Annotated in this window: 14 protein-coding genes and 1 pseudogene; 7 read left to right on the top strand and 8 right to left on the bottom strand. The window is 69.2% G+C overall.

What is annotated here, in order from left to right:
* Nucleotides 1–76 precede the first annotated feature (76 nt).
* From AC1DMN_RS17740 to AC1DMN_RS17715, 6 genes are all read right to left on the bottom strand, one after another.
* The gene (locus AC1DMN_RS17740; protein ID WP_477230709.1) at nt 77–1,360 is read right to left on the bottom strand and encodes an alpha-L-fucosidase; all 1,284 of its coding nucleotides are present in this window, start codon (nt 1,358–1,360) and stop codon (nt 77–79) included.
* A gap of 128 nt (nt 1,361–1,488) precedes the next feature.
* Nucleotides 1,489–2,280, bottom strand: coding sequence for a carbohydrate ABC transporter permease (locus AC1DMN_RS17735; protein ID WP_477384704.1), 792 nt, complete (start codon nt 2,278–2,280; stop codon nt 1,489–1,491).
* 107 nt (nt 2,281–2,387) lie between these two features.
* Nucleotides 2,388–3,413, bottom strand: a complete 1,026-nt coding sequence (locus tag AC1DMN_RS17730; RefSeq protein ID WP_440732227.1) for a carbohydrate ABC transporter permease — start codon at nt 3,411–3,413, stop codon at nt 2,388–2,390.
* Nucleotides 3,410–4,828 (bottom strand): N-acetylglucosamine/diacetylchitobiose ABC transporter substrate-binding protein, encoded by a 1,419-nt coding sequence (ngcE, locus tag AC1DMN_RS17725; protein WP_477384702.1) that lies wholly within the window; start codon nt 4,826–4,828, stop codon nt 3,410–3,412. The genes AC1DMN_RS17730 and ngcE overlap by 4 nt, the downstream gene beginning before the upstream one ends.
* Before the next feature lie 61 nt (nt 4,829–4,889).
* Nucleotides 4,890–5,642, bottom strand: coding sequence for a sugar isomerase domain-containing protein (locus AC1DMN_RS17720; protein WP_477230708.1), 753 nt, complete (start codon nt 5,640–5,642; stop codon nt 4,890–4,892).
* Complete coding sequence (locus AC1DMN_RS17715) at nt 5,639–6,571, bottom strand: MurR/RpiR family transcriptional regulator (protein ID WP_440732224.1); 933 nt, start codon at nt 6,569–6,571, stop codon at nt 5,639–5,641. The genes AC1DMN_RS17720 and AC1DMN_RS17715 overlap by 4 nt, the downstream gene beginning before the upstream one ends.
* A 120-nt stretch (nt 6,572–6,691) precedes the next feature.
* Here AC1DMN_RS17715 and AC1DMN_RS17710 point away from each other — a divergent pair, with 120 nt between their 5' ends.
* The 3 genes from AC1DMN_RS17710 to AC1DMN_RS17700 are packed head-to-tail and all read left to right on the top strand — an operon-like array spanning nt 6,692 to nt 10,367.
* The gene (locus tag AC1DMN_RS17710; RefSeq protein WP_477230707.1) at nt 6,692–7,747 is read left to right on the top strand and encodes an N-acetylglucosamine kinase; all 1,056 of its coding nucleotides are present in this window, start codon (nt 6,692–6,694) and stop codon (nt 7,745–7,747) included.
* A gap of 12 nt (nt 7,748–7,759) precedes the next feature.
* Complete coding sequence (argS, locus tag AC1DMN_RS17705; protein WP_477384700.1) at nt 7,760–9,427, top strand: arginine--tRNA ligase; 1,668 nt, start codon at nt 7,760–7,762, stop codon at nt 9,425–9,427.
* Between the two features lies 1 nt (nt 9,428).
* Complete coding sequence (locus AC1DMN_RS17700) at nt 9,429–10,367, top strand: LmeA family phospholipid-binding protein (RefSeq protein ID WP_477230706.1); 939 nt, start codon at nt 9,429–9,431, stop codon at nt 10,365–10,367.
* Nucleotides 10,368–10,376: 9 nt separating this feature from the next.
* Here AC1DMN_RS17700 and AC1DMN_RS17695 read toward each other — a convergent pair whose 3' ends face one another.
* Both AC1DMN_RS17695 and AC1DMN_RS17690 read right to left on the bottom strand, forming a co-directional pair.
* Complete coding sequence (locus AC1DMN_RS17695; RefSeq protein WP_477230705.1) at nt 10,377–11,555, bottom strand: YhjD/YihY/BrkB family envelope integrity protein; 1,179 nt, start codon at nt 11,553–11,555, stop codon at nt 10,377–10,379.
* Nucleotides 11,556–11,732: 177 nt separating this feature from the next.
* The gene (locus tag AC1DMN_RS17690; RefSeq protein WP_477230704.1) at nt 11,733–12,125 is read right to left on the bottom strand and encodes a VOC family protein; all 393 of its coding nucleotides are present in this window, start codon (nt 12,123–12,125) and stop codon (nt 11,733–11,735) included.
* A 157-nt stretch (nt 12,126–12,282) separates the two neighbouring features.
* Between AC1DMN_RS17690 and lysA the strand changes: the two genes are divergently transcribed.
* The 4 genes and pseudogenes from lysA to AC1DMN_RS17670 all read left to right on the top strand — a co-directional run.
* A complete protein-coding gene (gene lysA / locus AC1DMN_RS17685) occupies nt 12,283–13,758 on the top strand; it encodes a diaminopimelate decarboxylase (RefSeq protein WP_477230703.1) in 1,476 nt (491 codons plus the stop codon).
* Nucleotides 13,755–15,074: a homoserine dehydrogenase gene (locus AC1DMN_RS17680; RefSeq protein WP_477230702.1), complete on the top strand. Its 1,320-nt coding sequence runs from the start codon at nt 13,755–13,757 to the stop codon at nt 15,072–15,074. Before lysA ends, AC1DMN_RS17680 begins: the two co-directional genes overlap by 4 nt.
* 23 nt (nt 15,075–15,097) lie before the next feature.
* Nucleotides 15,098–16,033 carry a homoserine kinase gene (gene thrB, locus AC1DMN_RS17675; protein WP_441976148.1) on the top strand — a complete coding sequence of 312 codons (936 nt, stop codon included), beginning with the start codon at nt 15,098–15,100 and terminating at the stop codon, nt 16,031–16,033.
* 197 nt (nt 16,034–16,230) lie between these two features.
* Nucleotides 16,231–16,509: pseudogene (locus tag AC1DMN_RS17670) on the top strand (transcription termination factor Rho); the annotation flags it as partial.

Genomic DNA, 16,509 nt, shown 5'->3' with positions numbered 1-16,509 from the left:
GCGCTGTCACGATCGATGTGACCTCGCAGCGGCCGGCGTGACGCCGGGCCAAGAGCCCGCCTTCCCGTGAGGGCGGTCACATGAGGATCATGTCGCCGTCGGCCGCCCGGTACTCCTCGACGGAAGGGGGGACAGGGATGCTCTCGCTCCCGGTCCGGAAGCCGCGCACGGACAGGAGCACGGGATCGGGGCCCGTCGCCTCGATCTCGACCGCGCTCAGGGTGCGCCCGGGGAAGGCGTGCAATCGGCCGGCGCCGATGGTCTGACCCGAGCAGACCTCCACTCCGGACGCCAGGATGCGATGCGCGGCGACGCGCTGACCGTTCTCGAGCTCCTCGACGAGCTCGAGGTGATCGATGTGGACGTCGGAGCCGAAGTCGGCCCTCCAGCGACCGGGGGAGAGAGGCGTGAGCGCGGCGGGCAGCGGCGTTCCGAAGCGGCGTTCCCGCTCTTGCGAATACTCCCGCAGCCGAACCAGGTCCGTATCGTCGATGAGTCCGTCACGATTCGGGGGGACGTTCAGCAGCAGGTTGGCGCCCAGCCCGACCGAGCGGTAGTAGATCGCCAGGAGGTGCTCCACGCTCTTCGGGGCGTCGTCGGGATGCCAGAACCAGCCGTGGCGCAGCGAGACGTCGCATTCCGGGGGCAGATAGCGCTCGCCGAAGTCGAGCACTTCGTCGGTGTGCACATCGTTGCGCGTGACGTCGACCACGTACTCGACGGGATCAGCGGCGAGGCCGTCCTCATTGCCGACCCAGCGGATGTCGGGATCGCCCATGTTGAAGATCACGGCCTCGGGCTGGTGGGTGCGCACGACCTCGACGATCCGCTCCCAGTCGTAGCTCCGGCCGGCAGACCCCGCGCCGTCGAACCAGACCTCGACGAGGTCGCCGTACTGGGTGCACAGTTCGGTGAGCTGAGCGCAATAGAAGTCGTCGTACGCCGCAGGATCCGAGTAACGCGGCTCGTGACGGTCCCACGGCGAGAGGTAAAGTCCGAGGCCCATCCCGGCTTCGGCGCAGGCATCGGCGAGTTCCCGGACCACGTCGCCCTTGCCGTTCCGCCACGGGCTGGAAGCCACGGAGTAGTCGGTGGTCGATGTGGGCCACAGGCAGAAGCCGTCGTGATGCTTGGCCGTCAGCACGACGTACGTCGCACCCGCCAGCTGCGCTGCGGCCACCCACTGCCGTGCATCGAGGAGCCGCGGGTCGAAACTCGCGGCCGGCAGTGTTCCGTCACCCCATTCGACGCCGGCGAACGTGTTCAGGCCGAAATGCAGGAAGACCCCGATACCGCCGCGCTGCCAGCGCAACTGTGCGGGGGTCGGGTGGTGCGCAGCAGTATCTGCGGAGATCGACATCGTGCTCCAGAACGTGTGCCTGCGGGCAGCGGGCGCGCATGCGAGCGCCCTCTCGCAGCCGCGGGCGGATGGTGGTGGGACAGGTGGCGGGACGGATGGGTTCCTGTCGTTCCCATCCGTCCCATGGACTACTTCGAGGTGCCCTGCGAGACGGATCCCTGCAGTTGACGCTGGAAGAAGATGTAGATGAGCAGCACCGGGATGATCGTGATCATCACCGCCGCGAACATCGCACCGAAGTCGAGCGAGTAGCCCGCCGACGAGGCGAAAGCGGCCATGCCTTGGCTCAGCACGTAGTTGTCCTGGTTCGGGTTCAGGGCGATCGGCAGCAGGAACTGGTTCCACAGGCCGAGGAAGTTCATGATCGCGATCGCGGCGAGGCCCGGCTTGGCCATCGGCAGCATCACCTGGAAGAACGWGCGCCATTCACTGGCGCCGTCCATGTAGGCCGCCTCCTGGATCTCGTACGGCAGCGACTTGAAGAACGAGTACAGGAAGAAGACCGTGAACGGCAAGGCGTATGCCACGTAGGTGAGGATGAGGCCCGGCAGTGTTCCCAGGAGACCGATCTTCTGCAGGATGCCGAACAGCGGCACGATCGCGAGGAACACGGGGAAGGTGAGCCCCGCCAGCATCAGGTAGTAGATCACCCTGCTGCCGGGAACGGAGAACCGTGCCAGCACGTAGGCGCACATCGCGCCCAGCAGCATCACCAGGAACAGCGAGAACCCGACCACGATGATCGTGTTCAGGAACATGCGACCGAAGTTGTTGCCGACCCATGCCGTGACGTAGTTGTCGAAGTTCCAGTTCGCCGGGAGGCCGAAGGGCGACTTGAAGATCTCCTTCGTGGTCTTGAACGAGCCGATGATCGTCCACACCAGGGGGAGGATCACGATGATCGCCCAGATGACCAGCATGACGTGCGAGACCCCGCCGACCACCTTGTCGCTCGCGGTGGACTTCGTCTTGTGCTCGACCTGCCGGGCGCCCGGATCGATCGTGATCGCTGCGCGGGTCTCGACGCTCATGAGCGTCCTCCTTCATCCTTGCCGCCCGTGAGGCGGAACACACCCATCACGAGACCGGCGAACACCAGGGTGAGAACGGCGAGGACCACGCCCATGGCGCTGGCCAGACCGAACTGCCCCTTCTCGAAGGCGGTGCGGAACAGGTACTGGCTCATCACCAGGGTGCTGTTGCCCGGGCCGCCGGTCGAGTTCAGGCCTGCCATGTAGACGAAGGCGTCGAGCGCCGCGATCCCCAGATAGATGTATGCGGTCTGCACGTTGTCGCGGATCTGCGGAAGCATGATCGAGGTCACCGTGCGGAATCGACCGGCGCCGTCGATGCGGGCCGCTTCCAGCGTCTCCGCCGGGATCCCCTTGATGGCGGCGATGAACAGCACCATGTAGAAGCCGACCATGCCCCAGACCATCACGAAGATCGACGCGGGCATCGCCGTGCGCTGGTCGCCGAGCCAGGCGAACTGGTTGTTGTCGATGCCGAAGAGGCCCAGGATGCCGTTGAGCAGGCCGCTCGGCGCGTAGATCATGTTCCACAGGATCGCGATGACGATCGCCGGGATCACGTAGGGGAAGAACGACACCACCCGGTAGAAGCTCGAGGCCTTGAGACCGCGTACCTGACCATGGCTGGGTCCGCCGACGGTGATCAGGCTCGCGAACACCAGGGCGATGATGATCGTGATCAGCGGAACGACGATCGCCAGCAGGATGTTGTTCCCCATCGCCTGCATGAAGGCGCCGTCCTGGAACAGCCTCACGAAGTTGTCCAGGCCGACGAAGCCCATCTGCGGGGAGAACCCGGTCCAGTTCGTCAGCGAGAAGTAGACCGCCTGGATGAACGGCCAGATCACGAAGATCAGGAAGATCGCGACCGGAAGCACCAGGAAGACCGCAAGGAACGACGCATAGTCCAGAGTCATCTTGCGCGGGAGCCCCGCTCGGGGCGGCTTGCGCCGCCCCGAGCGTGCTGTAACCACAGCGGCGGTCTGCAGTGCAGACCCGCCGCTGACTGTTGAATTGCTCATTTGATCTCGATCTTCTTCACCGAGCTGTCGTTGCGGACCTTGTCGACGAGCGCCTGCAGCTGCTTGGTGATCTCATCGACCGTCATCTTGCCGTCGAGGAACGAGTTCCAGATCGGCAGCTGGTCCGAGTTCATGCCGTACAGGTTCGTCGACTTGATGGTGAACACGTTGTCGCCGGCCGCGTCCAGCATCTTGATCTGCGATGCGAGCGCGGTCGAGCCGAAGGCGTCGTCCGGCACCGTGCCCTTAACGATGGTCGGCGCGAACTTCTGCTGCGCCGTCCAGGTCGCCGCATCCTTCGACAGCATGGTGCGCAGCAGCTCCTTGCCACCGGCCGCGTTCTTCGCCTTGGTCGGGACGATGAACGGCTCGCCGGCCTCGGCGCGCATGGTGCCCTTCGGCGTGGTCTGCTTGTCGTCCAGCGGGAGCTCCGGGATGCCCATCATCTTGAAGCCGTCCGCGGTCTGCTTCTTCATCTCGTTCTCGATCCACGAGCCCGAGGGGTAGAGSAGAGCRGCCTCRTCCAGGCTCCACTGCGACTGCGCCTGGGTGAACTGSGTGCCCGMSCCGCCCGGCTTCATGTAGCCGGCCTGGATCAGGTCGTACAGGATCGTCAGGATCGCCTGCAGGGTCGGGTGCGACCAGCAGTTCTCCTTCAGGTTCTCCAGGGGCAGGCGCACGTCGTCGCCCGACTGGATCACCGCGGAGTCGATGACGAGCGTCTGGTAGTACGTCGCCGCCTCCTTGCCCCAGACGAACAGGTACTTGCCCTTGGCCTTGGCCGCCGCGCCGAGGTCCTTCAGGTCCTGCCAGCTGGTCGGGACCTTGTAACCGTCCTTCTCGAACAGGCTCGACGAGTACCACAGGCCGAACACCGTCATGAAGTAGTTGATCGCGACGAACTTGCCGTCGAACGTGCCGGGATCCTTGACGCCGCCGTAGAGCGTGTCGCTGATCTTGGTGCCCTCGAGGTTGTTCGACTCGAGCACATCGGACAGGTCCTCGAGCTGGTCGAGGATCGTGTTCCAGCCGATCGAGTTCGCACCCGAGTTGTCGATCAGGTCCGGCGGGTTGCCGCCGACGAACCGCGGCTGCAGCTCCTGGGCGATCTTGGTGGAAGGGGAGATCTTGGCGGTCGCGCCGCCGAGCTTCTTGTTCCCGCCCATGATCTTCGCCGCGTTCTCGACGTAGTCCACGCCGTAGCCGCCGTCGAAGATCACCGCGTCGACCTTGGAGTTCGCTGCGACGCCGAACGGGTTGTCGGCGGACTTCGTGCCGCCACCGGCGTTGCCGCCGCCGGAGCCGCTCGGACCAGCGCAGGACGCCAGGCTGACGCCGAGCGGCACCATGACCGCTGCGAGAGCAGCCCCGCGCAGCAGCGAGCGACGGCTGATGGAAGCATCTCTGGTTTCCATGTGATTCTTGCCTTCCTAGTGGGTGGTGAGGGTGAGGGAGAGGATGAGTCTGTGGGCGCCCTCAGGCGCCGCGGCGGAGCCGCTCGAGGTAGCGCGCTTCGAGCGCGGAATTGTGCTCGTCACCGCCGGGGATGTTCGCGGAGATGTACATCGGCGCAACCTCGCCGGCGTCGGTGAGCGCGCGGGCGACGCCCAGGGTGAGCAGCTGAGCGATGAACGCGGCGGTGATCGACGAGATCGCGCCGGCCGAGATGGTCTCGGTGACGTTCAGGGTCGAATCGCCGTAGGGGGCGAGGTTGTCGATCACSACRTCGGCGATCTCGCTGAGACGCTTGCCGCTSGGGTGCTTGGGCTCGACCCGGGCGGTGTGCTCGAGGCTGGTCACGGCGATGACCTTGTGACCGTGCTCCTTGGCCCACAATGCGACGCCGACGATGGATCCGTTCACGCCGGAGTTCGAGGCGATCACGAAGACGTCGTTCTCAGCCACGGGGGAGACCGCCATGAGCTCGTCGACCACCCAGGGCTCGCGCTCGAGGGAGCCGGTCAGCACGTCGGCGGGGCGTTCGCCGTGCAGCACGATGTCGCGCAGCGCGATGCGGTTGGTCGGGATGAGTCCGCCCGCGCGCCCCGCGATCTCCATCGCGAACGCCTCGGAGTGCCCGGTGCCGAACGCCTGGATGACTCCGCCGTCGCGCAATGCGGTGACGAGCAGGTCGATGGCCGGATCCAGCGCGCCGCGCTCCGCATCGGCGGCGAGGCGCTCGAGGCGCGTCTCGGCTTCGCGGAGCAGATCCAGGGGAGAGGCGCTCATCGGGTGGACTCCTTCGTACGGGGGGTTCGGCGGGCTTCGTGCGGAGCGGAGGAACGTCGGTGCGCGGAGACGGCCATCGCGCTGGCCGCGAGACGTGTCGCGGCCTCGCCGAGTGTGCGCTGCGCGACGAGGACGTAGAGCAGATCGACCACGAGAAGCTGCGCATGCTTGATGGAGAGGTCATCGGGGCGCTGGGCCGGGTTCTCCGAGGCGGTGATCAGGGCCACGTCGGCGCTGGCGGCGAGCCAGGAGTCGGCATCGGTCGTGATCGCGACAGTGAGGGCTCCGGCGGCGCGCGCATGCGAGAGCATCTCGATGGTCTCTTCGGTTCTGCCGGTGTTGGAGATCCCGACCGCGACCGAGGAACCGTCCTGCAGCACCGCGCTGGTGAGGCCGTCGTGCACATCGGACCAGGAATGCGCGTTCACGCCGATCCGATAGAGCCGGCCGCGGAACTCGTCGGCGATGACGCCGCTGCCGCCGACGCCGTAGATGTCGACGTGCCGCGCCTCGGCGATGGCGCGTGCGACGAGCTGGACATCGTCGAGATCCAGCAGGCGGGTCGTGACCTCCATGCTGCGCGTGTGCAGTCCGAGCAGCGTGAGCAGCACCCGGTCGGCCGGGTCGTCCTGCCCGATGTCGTCCGCGATGTCGGTGCGCCACGTGGTGCCGGCATCGCCTCGTCCCGACTCGGCCGCGACGCCGACGCGGAACTGCGTGTACCCCTCGAAGCCGATCGCGCGGCAGAAGCGGGTGACGGTGGCGGCCGAGGTGCCGGCCTGGTCGGCGAGTTCGGTGATGGTCAGCTCGACCGGGGCTGTGGGGTGGGCGGCGATCACGGCCGCGATCTTCGCCATGGCCTTGGGCATCGCAGGACGCCGCAGCGAGATGCGCTGCGTGATCGACAACTCGTTGCCGACATCCTGCATGAGTGGCACCATAGCCTCCGGTGAAAACGCGTCGTGCTACGACGGGGTTCGGGTGAAAAACATTCTCATCAGGTCCCGGGTGAAAAATCAAGTAGGGCAGATAACAAATTGGGGTGCAAGATGCTCGTGATCGGTGTGGATGCAGGAGGCACCTCCACGAGAGCGGTGCTCGCGACCGGCGAAGGACGTGTCGTCGGCTTCGGTCGCGGCGGCAGCGGGAATCCCACTTCATCGGGTATTCCTGCGGCCCTTGCCGAGGTCCGCGGCGCGATCGCCGGCGCCCTGGCCGCAGGTGGCGCCAGCCTGTCCGAGGTGTCCGAGATCGTCGTCGCCATGGCCGGTCATGATGCGCGCGGCGGTGCATCCGACTGGATCCTCGAGCCGTTGAAGGAAAACGGGTTCGCGGGCGCGCTGTGGTTCGAATCGGATCTGCTGGCCATGTACGCGAGTGGGGCCGTCGCGCCGGTCGGGTACGGCGTGGTGTGCGGAACGGGTGCGAGTGCCGTGCGCGTGGAGGGCGGGCGCATCGTTGCGACGGCGGACGGGCTGGGCTGGCTGCTGGGCGACCGGGGCAGCGGCTTCTGGATCGGGCGTGCGGGGGCCGCCGCCGCCGTGGCGGAGCTGGACGGACTCGGCCCCGCGACCGTCCTCACCCCGCGGGTGCTGCAGGCGGCGGGCATCGCCGGAGAGGGCGCTCTGAGCCGGGGGAGCGATGGGCGACCGGTCGGCCTGGAGCAGCTGATCCGCGTGCTGTATGCGCAGCGGCCCGTGCAGCTTGCGGCCTTCGCTCCGCTCGTGTTCGATGCGGCCGAGGAGCAGGATCCGGTTGCGGAGCGGATCCTGCAGGAGGCGGGCGAGCAGCTGGCGCAGACGATCGAGCTCGTGCAGGCAGCACCGGGGCCGGTCGTGGTCGGCGGCAGCATCGTGTCGAGGCCGGGCGCGCCGCAGCGGGTGCTGCGCGCGCATGTGACCGCAGCCTTCGGCGACCAGCCGTTCGTGCTGGTCGACAGCGGCGCCGCGGGTGCGACGATGCTCGCCCTCCGCCACGCGGGACTCCGGTTGGATGAGAAGACGCTGGCGCGTGTGCGCGCGGGGCTCGGCGAGGCGATGCGGGCTCGGGTTCCGCTGGCGGATCCCGCCCCGCACACGACGATTCCGCAAGGGGACACGCCCTAGAATCGATACCCTATGAATCCCGAAGCTCTCGCCACAGCGATCCTGTCCGTCCTCGCGCCGATCGCGGACGAGCGACGAGGTGGCGAGCCCCTTCCGCTCACCGCGGGCGACATCGTGCTGGAGCGCCCGCGTAACCGCGAGCACGGCGACTGGGCCACGAACATCGCGATGCGCCTCGCGAAGCAGCTCGGCACGAATCCGCGCGAGCTCGCGCAGCAGATCGCCGACGGACTCGGCGCCGTGGACGGCATCGCCGAGGCCTCGGTCGCAGGGCCGGGGTTCCTCAACGTGCGCCTCGAAGCGGGCGCGGCCGGCGCCCTCGCCAAGGTGATCGTGGATGCGGGCGAGGCATACGGCCGTAACGACTCGCAGGCGGSCCGGTCGATCAACGTCGAGTTCGTGTCCGCGAACCCGACCGGGCCGCTGCACATCGGGCACACCCGCTGGGCCGCTCTCGGCGACGCGATCGCGCGTCTGCTCGACGCCAGCGGGGCCACCGTGGCGCGCGAGTTCTACATCAACGACGCGGGTGCGCAGATGGAACGGTTCGCCGGATCCATCGTGGCCGCAGCTCAGGGCGAGCCGACCCCCGAGGGCGGTTACGCGGGCAGCTACATCACCGACATCGCGCAGCGCGTTCTCACCGATCGCCCCGATTTCCTCGCCCTCGACCCCGAGGTGCAGCTCGACGTCGCCCGCGAGCTCGGCTACCGGTACCAGCTCGCCGAGCAGCAGGAATCACTGGCCAAGTTCAATGTCGTCTTCGATGTCTGGTTCTCCGAGCGGATCCTGCATGCGAAGGGCGAGGACGGCGGCCCGAGCCTTGTCGACGAGGCCGTGGACCGCTTGCGCGCGCAGGGGCACGTGTTCGATCAGGACGATGCGGTGTGGGTGCGCACCACCGACTTCGGCGACGACAAGGACCGCGTGATCCGCCGCTCCAACGGCGAGTACACGTATTTCGCCGCCGACGCCGCGTACTACCTGAACAAGGGCGACCGCGGCTTCGAGCACAAGATCTACCTGCTCGGCGCCGACCACCACGGCTATGTGCACCGCCTCAAGGCGCTCGCCGGCGCCGCCGGCGACGACCCGGAGAAGGATGTCGAGGTGCTCATCGGGCAGCTGGTCTCGGTGGGCGGCGCCCGGCTCAGCAAGCGGGCCGGCAACATCATCGAGATGGACGACCTGCGCGAATGGCTCGGCACGGACGCGCTGCGGTATTCGCTCGAGCGCTCGCCGGCCGACTCCCCGCTCTCGCTGGACCCGGAGCTGCTGCAGAAGCGCACGAATGACAACCCGGTGTTCTACGTCCAGTACGCGCACGCGCGCACGCATAACGTCGCCCGAAACGCGGCTGACTCCGGCGTGGACCGGTCGGCGTTCGCGCCCGAGCTGCTGACGCACGAGACCGAGTCGGCGCTGCTGGGCGCGCTGCAGGAGTTCCCGCGGATTGTGGCCTTCGCCGCCGAGGTGCGCGAACCGCACCGCGTCGCGCGCTACCTGGAGGAGCTCGCGGGGCTGTACCACCGCTGGTACGACAACTGCCGCGTGATCCCGCAGGGCGACGACCCGATCGAAGACGTGCACCGCACCCGCCTGTGGCTGAACGACGCCACGGGCYAGGTGCTGCGCAACGGGCTCGACCTGCTCGGGGTGTCCGCGCCGGAGCGGATGTGACGTGAGCGGCGCGGAGGAGGGTACGCACCCGACGGAACCGTATCCGCGGGGCCTCGGTCTCGAGCACCCCGTCGCCGTGCCGCCGCCGTCGGCTGCGGGACCGCTGCCACGCGACGCCGCATCCGGTGCAACCGTGCCGCCTCGGCCCCCGCTGCCGTCAGCCCCTGTGGCCGTGCCGCCGCCGCGTCGGCGTGCGCGCTGGCCCTGGGTGCTGGGGATCGTCGTCATCCTGCTCGCGGCGCTCGTCGTAGGCGGCGAGTTCGTGGCGCGCGCCGTCGTCGCGCAGCAGATCCGCTCGCAGGCGATCACCGCGCTGAAGCTCCCCGCGGATCAGCAGATGGACGTCGCCGTGGGCGGCATCGTGCTCCCGCAGCTCGTCGCCGGGCGCCTGGACGATGTCCGCATCTCCTCGAAGAGCGTCGCGATCGGACCCATCACGAGCGCCGTGCAGGTCGACGCGACGGGCGTGCCGATCCGCGGCGGTGCGCTCGGCGGCGCGAGGGGCACGTTCCGGATCACGGCCGATCAGCTCGAGAAGGCCATCACGGCGGCTGCCGGATCCGCGCCGATCGAGTCCGTGACGCTGGACGGCGAGGATGTCACGGCGACCGGATCCGTGAAGCTCTTCGGAGCGACGGTGCCACTCGCCCTCGCGCTCACGCCGGGGGCTGCGGACGGCGAGCTCACCTTCACACCGACGTCGGCGACGATCGGTGCGATCACCGTCGACCCCGACACCGTCGCGTCGTCGCCGTTCGGGGCGGCGCTGAAGCCGTTGTTCACCATGCAGAAACTGTGCATCGCCGACCGGCTGCCGGCGGGCGTGCATTTGAGCGGGCTGCACGTGGATGCCGGCGCGCTGGTGGCGACGTTCTCCGCGGACAGCGCGATCACGACGGATCCGACACTGCTCGAGAACGGCACCTGCCCCGCTTCATAGCTGTCGGTCTCAGCGGCGGTGCGACGCGGGGGAGCGTGCTCCCCGCGGTCGGCGCAGAAGGCGCCGGTACCAGGGGAGCGCCGGTGAAGGAGATGGCTCGGCCTCGGCGCGTGCCGCGTCACGCTCGGCCAGCGCCTCCGGCTGCTCCGTGCCCAGCGCGGTGCGCGCCGCGTCCCGCTCGGTCTGCGCCGCAACCAGCAACCGCTCGGCCCGGTCAAGGCGCAGTTCCGTCAGCGAACGCGGATGCCCCGTGACGCGATCCTCCTCGTCCTCGACCCCCGTGATGATCCAAGCGCTCGCGAGCAGCACGACCTGCGCCGAGAAGTTCAGCCACAGCAGCAGGGCGATGAGGGCGGCGAACGAGGCCAGCAACGGGTTCGCCCGCGCGCCGCCGACGAAGAGGCTGGAGAGCTGCTGCAGCACGAGGAGCCCGACGGCGCCCAGGGCGGCACCGGACCACAGCACCTTCGCGGGCGATCGAACTCCGGAGAGGACCGCGAACAGCCCCGCGATGACGACGACGTCGAGGGCATAGACGATCAGGGCGGCGAGGATCCGCTCGATCCAGGTCGCGAGATCCGATCGTTCCGCGCCCAGCAACGAGGCGAGAGAGCTCACCCCGACGCTGCTGACCACGGTGACCGTCGCCGTCACTGCGAAGGCGATCGCGATCCCGGCCGCGAGTCCCAGATTGCGCAGGATCACGCCGTACCAGAGCACCTCGTCGGCGAGCCTCCCGGCGAGGGTGCGCAGAGCCACCCGCAGGGATCCGATCGCGCCGAGCGCGGCGCCGATGAGGCCCGCGAGCGAGACGACGCCGGCGATGGTCAGGCCGGTGGGTGCGCGGATGTCGGCCGGGTCGACGATGCCGCCGTGACCGACCAGGCCGGGGACGACCGCGTCCACCGCGGAGACCAGAGCGACGAGAGCCTCGGGATTCCCGGCGAGCCAGAGCCCGGCGACGGAGAAGCCCAGCAGCACCGCCGCGAACACGCTGAACAGGGCGCGGTAGGTGATGCCGTCCGCGAGGGCGGGTCCGTGCTTCTCCGCGTACAGCAGCCAGGCGCGGGCGATCCGCCAGCGCAGCACGCGGGCCATTCCGGCATCGATCGTGCGGGGAAGCCACGGCTTGTTCGCCGCGGCCGGCTTCGGCGTCGGTGCGTGCTCGGAGGCGCTGCGGGTGCCCATGGTCCGAGCGTAGCGAGAGGCGGACGCCGACGCGGATGCCCTTGACGAGGGGCCACGGGGCATGCGAGTCGCCGCGCTGGAGGAACGGTGGCGAAGCTGGCATCGTTCGGATGATCCCGTCACCCACCCGCAGATCTGGCGCCGTGCAACTGCTCGCGCGACGCGGAATCCAGATTCTCACGCCTCCGTCGCGACGACCTCGGCCTTGAACCCCTCGCTGTTCTCAAGCCAACCCGCATAGTGGTCGGGGCCTCCTGCATGCGGGTACCGGTCGTCGTACAGAGCGCTCCAGCCGTGAGAAGCCGCGGCCGCCATCAGTCGGTCGACGTCGCTCCGCGATCCGCCGTGGAACGCCAGGTGGTTCAACCCGGCCCGCCTGCGGTCGTGGCCGGGTCCGTGCAGCGCCGGGGCCGAGCAGATCGTGAGGTAAGCGTCGCCGTTCTGCCACGAGCGGCCCTCTGCCCAGACATCCGCCGGCTCGAACCCGACCTGTGCGAGCAGCCAACCCCATTCGACGGCGGACTGCGCCACGTCGGCGACCCAGAGTTCGACGTGATGGAATCCGCGCATCCGCTCATCCAACCAGACTCGCCACCGTGCCGCGCGGCCCCGTCCCGGGACGTCACACCCGTCGGGGCGGACCGATGCGGTGCCTTAGAATTCTCAGAACTCGGCACGCTCTGGGCCGGGCTCGAACACCCGAGACACACACGACGATTGGTGCCCTGTGCTTCCCGCATCGCCCGACGCGCTCGCCCCGGACTGGCTGAAGGAACCGGCCGATCCGAACGATCTCGCCCCGGGGGTGTGGCCGGCGTCCGCACGGCGCGACGCCGACGGACAGCTGGAACTCGGTGGCGTCGGCGTCGCCGAGCTGCGTGCCCGTTTCGGCACCCCGCTCTACGTGCTCGACGAGGCGGAGGTACGCGCCCACGCAGCCAGGATCAAGGCGGCCTTCGACGCTGCCGCGGCCGCTCACGACACTAAGGCGCGCGTCTACTACGCCGGAAAGGCGTTCCTCAGCACGGAGGTGGCTCGCTGGGTCACGCAGGAGGGCCTGCGCGTCGACGTCTGCAGCCGCGGTGAACTCGAGATCGCACTGGCCGCCGGCATCAAGCCGTCGCGGATCGGCTTCCACGGCAACAACAAGACCGTCGCCGAACTGGAGCGCGCCGTCGAGGTCAGGGTTGGCACGATCATCGTCGACTCCGCCATCGAGATCGAGCGCCTCGGCGCGATCGCCGAGCGCCGCAGCGCCGAGCGCAACGGCACGGGGTCCGACGGATACGTCCAGCGCGTGCTGCTCCGGGTCAACAGCGGCGTGCACGCGGAGACGCACGACTTCCTCGCCACGGCGCACGAGGACCAGAAGTTCGGCATCCCGCTGGAGGCCGCGCCCGCCCTCGTCGAGCGGATCCGCGAGATCCCCAGCCTGAAGCTGCGCGGTCTGCACTGCCACATCGGATCGCAGATCTTCGGATCCGCCGGCTTCGCCGAGTCCGCGTCGCGCGTCGTCGAGCTGCACGCCGAGCTGCGTGAGGGCGGGGAGCTGCCCCTGCTCAACCTCGGCGGCGGTTTCGGCATCGCCTACACCGCGGCCGACGATCCGACGCCGATCGAGGAGCTCGCCACCGCCATCGTGGAGGCGGTCGCGCGTGAGTGCGAGGTGCGCGGGATCCCGCTCCCGACCCTCGCGTTCGAGCCGGGGCGCGCCGTCGTCGGTCAGGCCGGTGTGACCCTCTACGAGGTCGGCACCACGAAGGAGGTCTCACTCGGCGACCGAGGGGAGCGCCTCTACGTGAGTGTGGACGGCGGCATGAGCGACAACGCCCGCCCTGCCCTGTACGGATCCGAGTACTCGGCGCGCATCGCCTCACGCGAGGGCACCGGCGCACCGGTGCTCGCCCGGGTCGTGGGCTCGCACTGCGAATCGGGGGACATCGTCGTCGATCACGAGTACCTCCCCTCCGACGTCACCCCGGGCGACCTGCTCGCGGTGCCGGCGACCGGCGCGTACTGTCACGCGCTGGCCAGCAACTACAACCACACCCCGCGTCCCGCGGTCGTCGCCGTGCGCGACGGTCACGCGCGGGTGATCGTCCGGGGGGAGACCCTCGACGACCTCCTCTCCAGGGATGCCGGCATCGCCGCTCCGCGGACGAAGGAGCGCACCGGTGCCCGCACCGGAGAAGGAGAAGCATGACGGAACTCGACGGCACCCGCCGTACTCTGCGCGTCGCCCTGCTCGGGGCTGGATCCGTGGGGTCGCAGGTCGCGCGCCTGCTCCTCGAGCATCAGGGCGACCTGGCCGAGCGCAGCGGCGCCCGGCTGGAACTCGCAGGGATCCTCGTCCGGGACGTCGATGCGCCTCGCGACGCGGAACTGCCGCGTGAGCTGCTCACGACCGATGCCGAGGTGCTGATCCAGAGTGCGGACATCGTGATCGAGCTCATGGGCGGCATCGAGCCGGCGCGCGGCTATGTGCTCCAGGCGCTGCGCAGCGGCGCCGATGTCGTCACCGGTAACAAGGCCCTGCTGGCCACTCACGGGGCCGAGATCTTCGAGGCCGCGGATCAGGTCGGCGCATCGGTGTCGTACGAGGCGGCGGTCGCCGCGGCGATCCCGATCATCCGCCCCCTGCGCGACTCGCTCGCCGGCGACCGGATCAAGCGGATCTTCGGAATCGTCAACGGCAGCACGAACTACATCCTCGATTCGATGGACCGCCAGGGCCTGAGCGCCCAGGAGGCGCAGCAGATCGCCACCGACCTCGGGTACCTCGAGGCCGACCCCACGCTCGATCTCGAGGGCTACGACGCGGCCCAGAAGGCCGCGATCCTGGCCAGCCTCGCGTTCCACACGCAGGTCTCGATCGATGACGTGCACCGCCAGGGCATCGAGTCCGTCACCGCCGACATGATCGCCGACGCCCGCCGAGCGGGCTACGTGATCAAGCTGCTGGCCGTGTGCGAGCGTCTGTCCGAGGACGGCGGCGACGCCGTCTCGGTGCGCGTGTACCCGGCGTTGATCGACCGGGAGCACCCCATGGCGAGCGTGCACGGCGGCAACAACGCCGTCTTCGTGGAGGCTGAGGCCGCCGGTCCGCTCATGTTCTACGGTGCCGGCGCGGGCGGCGTGCAGACCGCGTCCGCCGTGCTCGGCGATGTCGTCTCGGCCGCACGCCGGCACATCGCCGGCGGTGTGGGCGTGGGGGAGTCGGCTCGGCAGAGCCTGCCGATCGCGCCGTTCGGACACATCACCACGCGCTATCAGATCACGATCGAGGTCGCCGACGTCACCGGCGTGCTCGCCACCGTCGCCGGGATCCTCAGCGACCACGGCGTCTCCATCGCCACCGCGCTGCAGACGATCGAGCGAGGCGAGCAGAGCAGCACCGCCCGCCTCGTGATCGGCACCCACCGCGCCACCGAGCAGGCTCTCAGCGACACCGTCGCCCGCCTCGCCGACAGCGACGCCGTCACCCGCGTGGTGTCGGTGCTGCGGGTCGAGGGGGAGTGACGGTGAACGCTGCGACCGGCCCGATGCCCGGGCGCACCGTCGAGGTGCGCGTCCCCGCCACGAGTGCCAACCTCGGCCCCGGGTTCGACACCCTCGGTCTCGCGCTGAGCATGTACGACGAACTCGAGGTCACGGCACTCGAGCCGGGACGGATCGACGTCGAGGTCTCCGGATCCGGCGCCGACGAGATCGCCCGCGACGCCTCCAACCTCGTCATCCGCTCGATCGCGCACGTCTTCGCCGATGTGGGCGTCCCGATGCCGGGGATCCATCTCGTGGCAAACAACGGTGTGCCGCACGGGCGCGGGCTCGGCTCGTCCGGCGCCGCGGTCGCGGCCGGAGTGCTGGCCGCGAAGGGATTGCTGGAAGGGATCGTCGACCTCGACGACGATGCGCTGTTGCGTCTTGCGACGGAGCTCGAAGGGCACCCCGACAATGTGGCTCCTGCCCTGTTCGGCGGTCTGACCATCGCCTGGACGGCTGCGCGCGGCCCGCAGCACAAGAAGCTGCTCGTGCACCGCGGCGTCTCGCCGCTGGTGCTGGTGCCCGGCTACACGATGTCGACCAAGGCGGCGCGCAGTCTGCAGCCGGAGCAGGTGCCGAGCGAGGATGCGGTGTTCAACGTCTCCCGCTCCGCGCTGCTCATCGCAGCGCTCACGCAGAGCCCCGATGTGCTGCTGGACGCCACCGACGACCGCCTGCACCAGGACTACCGCGCGCCCGCGATGCCCGAGACGAACCGACTCGTACGCGCCCTGCGCGCCGAGGGTTTCGCGGCGGTCGTCTCCGGCGCCGGCCCCAGCGTGCTCGTGCTGTGCGACGGACCGGGCAGCCGCCTCGAAGCCGTGCGGATCGCCGAGGCTGCCACGGACACTCCGTGGATCCCGCAGATGGTCGCCGTCGATGTGCGGGGTGGTACAGTGAGGGAACGAGCGGAGGGTTCTTCGTCACAATCGTGATCCCGACCCGCGACGCACTCACCGCGTCAGCCGCACAGCACCCGAAACCGCACCACGAGCCGGTCACCGAGCTCTCTGCGAGCGTGTTCTCCGGGTGGCATGCAGGGGACAGCCTGTTCTCGGCATGATCGTGCGGTCGCGCCCCGGCATCTGCCGTGTGCGCATCGAATTTCCCACGACTTACAAGAGGAGTACTCGTGGAGACTATCTCCGAGACCCAGATCGAGACCTCGGCTCCGGCCGAGCAGGCGCCCGCCGAGGACGCACCCAAGGCCCCGCGCAAGCGCGCTCCGCGCCGCGCGACCACGGCCACCGCCGCCGCGAAGGCCGCGGAGGCTGCGGAGTCCGCGCCCGCCGGCGGGGATGCATCGTCCGCCGCCGAGACGCCGGCCGAGGACGCTCCGAAGGCCAAGGCCCCGCGCCGCAGCCGTGCGAAGACGACCGAGGAGGCTCCCGCCGAGACGGCCGCCGCCGAC

Source organism: Microbacterium sp. 01T413_2, assembly GCF_056398985.1.
The sequence above is the reverse complement of the archived record's forward strand: the minus strand, read 5'-3'. Positions and strand labels throughout refer to the sequence as shown.